The sequence below is a fragment of the Streptomyces glaucescens genome, from assembly GCF_002154375.1.
GTDB classification, from domain to species: Bacteria; Actinomycetota; Actinomycetes; order Streptomycetales; family Streptomycetaceae; genus Streptomyces; species Streptomyces glaucescens.
The window spans coordinates 1-5,961 of record NZ_MUND01000578.1; the positions used below are offsets into that span (position 1 = coordinate 1).

Below are 5,961 nucleotides of genomic sequence, written 5' to 3' on the forward strand. Positions count from 1 at the left end.
CCCGCACCGCCACCGGCGGCGGGCGGTGTCCGTGGGCCACTCGACGCCGCCGGTGGCGGTGCGGGCGGGGATGATCCAGTGGTCGCCGGAGCGGTAGGTGCCGCCGGTGGCGAAGTACACCTCGACGCCGTCCTCCAGAGGCAGCCACTCCCCCTCGGTGACGGGGACGGCGCCGCCGCGCAGGGCGGTGGTGCGGCCCTTGCGCCGAGGGCCCGCGTGGTGGTCCCAGCGGCGCAGGAAGGGGTGCAGGTGGGGCAGCCGGCCGACACCGGGCGCGGGTTCGGCGGAGAGCCGGACACGCCGGCCGGGCAGGTCGAGCTCCTCGACCCGCAGCAGCGGCAGGGCGTCGAGGCGGGAGGCGTGGGCGGTGTCGGTCAGTTCGACGTGGTCGCCGACGTCCAGGTCGAGCCTGCCGTCGTGGCCGAGACCGGCCAGGTGCACCCAGGTGCCGTCGATCTCGTCGACGGGGAGGACGACGGAGCCGTTCTCGCGGGACCACTTGAAGGTGGCGTCCTCGGCTTCGCCGCCGGCGTGCACCTCGACGCGGTAGAGCTGGTTCTCGGCGCCCCGGTAGCGGGCGTCGGGCTTGACCAGGCAGGGGTCCTCGTCGGCGTGGCCGGGCCGTTCGGCTCGGGCGGCGAGCCGTGCGGAGGGGACGGACCGGCGCCGGGCCCAGCGTGCGAAGGCGTCCCGGACGGTCTCCCTGGACGGCTCGCTCTCCTCGATCTCCAGCGCGCCGAGGGACAGCGGCAGCACCTGCCAGACGACCTTGAGGCGGGCGGCGGTGTCCGGCATGGCGGCGCCGAGGGCGACCTCGCGCAGCGCCGGGTCCTCGGCGGCGGTGACGGTGCGCTCCCACACCTGGAGGTAGACCACGAAGGGCGCGGAGGCGGGCGAGGGCAGCCGGTCGCCGGGGCGTTCCGGGTCGAGGAAGGCGTCCGGCTGGTCCCAGTACGTCCAGTGGGCGGGTGTCTCGGGGGTGGCGGCCTCCTGGTCGTCCTCGTCGGGGACGGGGACGCCGGGCGCCGGGCGGTCGGCGTCGCACAGGATGCCGTCGACGTAGTAGCGGCCGCCGTGGATGTGCAAGGTGTCGAGGTCGTGCCGGCCGCCCACGTAGTCGATGCGGAAGCCGGCCGCGTCGCGGGGGCCGCCGTGGGGTCCGATCAGGTCGGCGGCGAGGGTGCGGGTGTGGTGGAGCTGGATCGCGGTCTGCTCGTTGGTGTCGGCGTCGAGCTGGACGCGGCCCTGCTGGGCGACGACCGCCGCGTAGTGCCGTTCCGGGCGGAACGTGAGGCGGGAGAGGTCAGCGTGCATGAAGGGGGTCCCCCTGGTTCGGATAAGAGCGCTTGGAGTCGGTGATGCTGCGGCTCACGTCACGAAGAAGATCCCGGCGTCCGTGCCCGCGGGCGTGTACTCGGCGAGCCGCGCCCGCAGCCCGTCCTCGCGCTGCGGCCGGTACAGGTCGTGGAAGGCGCCGAGTTCGGCGCCGTCGTCCGCGCCGCGCCGGATCTCCTCGGCGCACCGGTCGGACAGCACCCCGTACCAGGGCGTCCCGTAGCGCTGGGAGACGAACAGCGGCCGGACCCCCGGGGTCAGGTCGGGCTGGCAGCGGTGCCGGCGTGGGGTGCGGGAGCCCGGCGGGACGTACGAGTACCGCATCCGGCCGGTGCCGCGGCGGGCCACGTGCAGCCGCCCGGTGAGGACGGAGTTCTCGGCGATCTCCACGGCGTGGGTGTGCACTTCGCCGATGACGGTGGCGCGGTGCAGGTGGAGCACCGCGTGGGCGTGCCGGCAGTCCGGCGCGGACAGCGCCTCGCGGTCGTCGGCGGTGGCGTCGAGGACGCTGTCGCGCAGATGGATGGCGAGGGGGTCCTCGCTCACCTCGTCACCGATGACCTCGATGGTGCCGAGGATGCTGTGCTCGATCTGGAGGCAGGCGGTGGTGCGTTCCAGCACGATGCTGGGCTCCTCCGGAGAGTGCGGGTCGCACTCGGGCTCCAGCGACCAGCCGGGCACGAGGGTGCAGTGCCGGACGGTGACGGCGCCCATCGGCCCGGTCACGTTGATGCCGCGCCCGGCGACGAGCAGCCCGTCGAGGACGACGCGGGGCCGCTCGTGCGGGGCGCAGTCCTCGGCGGCGGCGCGGATGTTGAGCGCGTCGGGCCGGTTGCTGTACCAGTCGAGCAGCCGGATGACGGGCCGGGTGCCCTCGGCGGCGCGCAGCTGGAGCCGGTCGCCGGGGTCGAGGTCGAAGTCGAGCTGTTCCTGGTAGGCGCCGCTGTGGGTGATCTCGATGACGCCCTCGGACCCGGTGGCGCGTCCGGCCCGCCGGTCGTGCTGCCAGGCCCGGTAGGCGTCCATGATCTGCCGGTACCGCCGGCCCGGCCCGACCCGGTAGACGGCGGCGTCCGGGCGGGCGACCCGGTCGGGGCGGTCGTACTCCCCTCCCCCCATGTCGGCGGCGGCCGCGTAGTGGTAGTCGACCCACACGCCCTGCCGGGGCGCCGACCGCGCGCCGAACGCGATCCGGCCCAGCTGGGGGTCGACGGCGACCTGGCCGCGCCGGGGCCGGTAGCGCCAGTCGGACAGGTCGGCGACGACGATGTCGGACGGCGGTACGGGCCGGTCCTCGCCGTCGCGCCGGATGACGAAGCTCTTGCCGGGGCCGTAGTGGTCGAGCAGCCGGTCGCGGAGCTGCCTGCGCCGGATGAACGCGGGCACGTTGTCGATGGTCGCCAGGTGGGTCGGCGACGGCTCCGGGAACGGCTTGGTGACCAGCGGGGTGTCGTTGCCGAGGATGGAGAAGGTGTACAGGTGGCGGGCGCGGTCCACGCAGTACGCCGGGGAGGACGTCAGCGAGTGCGCCTTCAGCCGCCACACGTACAGGCCGACGCCCGCGGGGGACCAGCCGCCCTGCCGCCGCGCGGAGTCGGCGCGCCGTACGTCCACCGTGCGGGCGGTGGCGCCGAATGGGCTCCCGGCCAGGTCGAGTGCCGCGCCGTCGCGCAGGTCGGCGAGCCGGCCGCGCTCGGCGCGGTGACCGGTGACGCCCAGTCTGACCGGCTGGTGGTGGGCGACGAGCCGGGACAGTTCCACGGCCCGCGCGGGCCAGCCCGCCACCTGCTGGGAGATCTCCTCCAGCAGGTGCAGGGTTCCCTTGCGCCGCCGGTTGGCGACGGTCGCCGCCACATCGGCGCGCGGGGCGACCGCCTCGGCGAGCGCGGACCGGCCGCCGGCGTGCAGTCCGGTGGTGAGGACGCGTTCGTAGCCGGGCAGGGTGCGGTGGCCGACCAGGTCGCCGAGGTACGGCAGCACCCAGGGCGCCGCGGTCTCCACGAACAGGTCCGCGTAGCCCTGTTCGACGCCGTCGCGGACCAGGTCGAGCTGTTCGGCGATCACCGCGAGCAGGGCCCGCAGCGGCTCGCCCTCCTCCAGGTCGCGCAGCCGGTGCCAGCGGGGCAGCAGGCCGGCGAGGGAGTCGGGGTTGCGGGACGCCGGCGGTCCCGCGTTCTCGAACCGGACGTCCTCGGACATCACTTGGCCTCCGTCAGGATCAGGGTGTCGGCGGCGCGCGGCGTCAGCAGGGCGAGCCGGGCCGGGCGGATGCCGCGGAAGACGTACACCGACCGGCCGCGCGGCAGGCGCCGGGTGTCGGTGATGCCGGGGTTGAGGCGCAGCAGTTCGGCGAGCGGGATGCCGTACCGGGCGCAGACGGACGACAGGGTCTCGCCGTCCTCGGCGCGGACGGTGTGGATCCGTTCGTCGTACGCCGCCGGCGGCGCGGCCACCGTCGTCCTGGGCGGGCCGGGGTCGCGGAGCAGTCCGGCGAGTTCGGCCGGGCCGGTGGAGGCGGACACTCCGGTGAAGACGTCGACGTCGACGTAGTCCACGCCGGGCACCGAGTGGGCGGTGGCCAGCACCTCGGAGAGCCGGGCCGGCTGGGCCAGTTCGCGCCCCTCGAAGCCGAGGCGGCGCAGCAGGGCCCGGCGCAGCCGGGGTTCGACGATCTCCCAGGCGTGGTCGGGGGCGGTCCTCACCTTCGCGGCGATCAGCAGCAGGACCGCCTCGCGGACGTCCACCCGCACGGGGAGACCCCGGTCGCCGTACTCGGTGAGGGCACCGCGCAGGGCGCGCAGGGTGTCCGAGTCCGGGTCGAGGGGCACGTCGTCGGTGCCGGCCACCGTCACGTGCAGCACGCGCCGCCGCCCGTCGAAGAGTTCGCGTGCGGCGGCCCGGCCGATGCCGGCCCGGGAGCGGGCGAAGTCCTCGTAGTCCGCGGCGGAGACCAGCCGGTCCAGGGCCGACACGGCGAGCGGGATCGTCCGGCGGGTCAGCGCCGGCCCGTCCGCGTCGGAACCACCCGTGGCCGGGCGGGGGTTGGTGACCGCGGTGACGCCGAGCGGGCGGGACAGCGGCTGGGTGACGCGGTCGGCGGGGACGTTGGCGGCCTTGCCGGTGCCGAAGCGGTAGCGGGCGCGGACGTTCTCGTGTCCGCTGGGCAGCCGGGCGCCGTGCACGCCGTCGCCGAAGGTGACCGTGGTGCGCCCGTCGGCGGTGGTGCCCGTGATGTGGACCCGCTCGGTGGGGCCGCGTCCGGCGAGGCTGTCGACCTCGTGCCAGAGCACGCCGTCGACCCGGATCTCCAGCACGGGCCGGGCACCGAGCGGACCGTCGTCCGCGAGCCAGGTGAGCGGGGACTGCCACAGCGCGAAGGTCTGGTTGACGCGGTCGGAGTCGCCGCTGCCGATGGCCTCCTCACGGCTCTCGCCATGGGTGGCCTCGACGACGTTGCCGAGGATGCGGACGGTCTCGCGCCGGTACCGGTGGGCGAGCCGGGCGGTGAGGGTGAGCCGGGTGTGCACCCGGTCGCCCGGCAGGTGCGGGTCGACGGCCGGATCGGCGGTCGCCACGGTCACCACCTCGGTGGCGGTGACCCCGGCGGCGCCCGGGATGTCGCTGCGCTCACCGGTGACGATCAGCGTGCGGCCGGGCCGCAGTCCCTCGTACAGTTCGGCGAGTTCGATCTCGTCGCCGTGCACGTCCTCGCCGAGCGGCTCGTCGGCGAGGCGCAGCGGCTCCCCGGCGGCGTGCACGGTGGTGTCGCGGATGTGCGAGAGCAGCACGTCGAACTCGTCCAGCCAGGGGTCGGCGAGAGTGAGTTCGGTGCCGCGGCCGGTGATGCCGTAGTTGCTGTACGCCGCCGTACGCGCCGCGACGACCTGGGTGGTGACGAACGCCAGCCGCGCGTCCCCGGGCAAACCGCCCTCGGCGCCCTTGGCGGGGCGCCGGACCGCCACCCAGCTGCCGGGCGTGATGCCGGCGTGGACGGTGTCGAGCTGGAGGACGTGCCGGTTGACGGGCTGCGGCTTGCTCGCGATGACCACCTCGACGTGGGGTTCCGCGCTGCCGACGGCGTAGCGCAGGCTCACCTCGTGGTCGCCGTGGGTGAACTGTTCGCCGATGCCCGGCCGCAGCGGTACCTCCTGGCGGTCGGCGCCGTGCTCGACGACGACGTGCACCAGGCCGTCCTCGTCGGGCCGGGACACGGACAGCGTGCGCTCGGGCAGCCCCGAGTGCAGCCGGGCGGTGACGCCGGGCTCCCCGGGGTGGGCCGGGCGCCGGTTCCCGTCGCGGTCCTGACCGGGCCGCACGGACAGGTCGACCTGCCCGGAGCCCAGCGGGAAGGTGGCGAACTGCGGCACGGGCAGGTTCTCCGCCCGCTGGTCGGAGCTGCTGCCCTCGACGTACTGGAACTCGGCCCGCACCGGCACCTTGCCCGCCGTGTCGAACACGACCCGCATGCTGACCAGCACGGCTCCGGTGAGCGGCCAGTCCGCGGTCCGGATGACCCGGCCCCGGGCGTCCTGCACCGGCTTGAGCGGCGCGGTCGCCCCGAACGGCGCGGCGGTGACCCGCATCGCCAGCAGCTCCCGCAGCAGGGGCCGGCCCCCGGGGGCCGGC

The 5,961-nt window shown here is 75.4% G+C and carries 3 protein-coding genes; all 3 read right to left on the reverse strand.

Annotation, left to right across the window (positions count from 1 at the left end; translation table 11 throughout):
* Nucleotides 1–1,314, reverse strand: a 1,314-nt coding sequence (locus tag CCN42_RS32195; RefSeq protein WP_107427677.1) for a DUF6519 domain-containing protein, incomplete at its 3' end; no start/stop codon positions are given.
* Nucleotides 1,315–1,368: 54 nt separating this feature from the next.
* On the reverse strand, nucleotides 1,369–3,534 hold the full coding sequence (locus CCN42_RS32200; protein WP_086740896.1) for a hypothetical protein: 2,166 nt from the start codon (nucleotides 3,532–3,534) through the stop codon (nucleotides 1,369–1,371).
* The coding region (locus tag CCN42_RS32205) for a putative baseplate assembly protein (protein WP_086740898.1) at nucleotides 3,534–5,961 on the reverse strand (2,428 nt) is incomplete at its 5' end. The genes CCN42_RS32200 and CCN42_RS32205, both read right to left, overlap by 1 nt.

Coding starts and splice junctions, on each gene's coding strand:
- CCN42_RS32200 (WP_086740896.1), bottom strand. CDS start 3,534: ATGTCCGAGGACGTCCGGTTCGAGAACGCGGGACCGCCGGCGTCCCGC.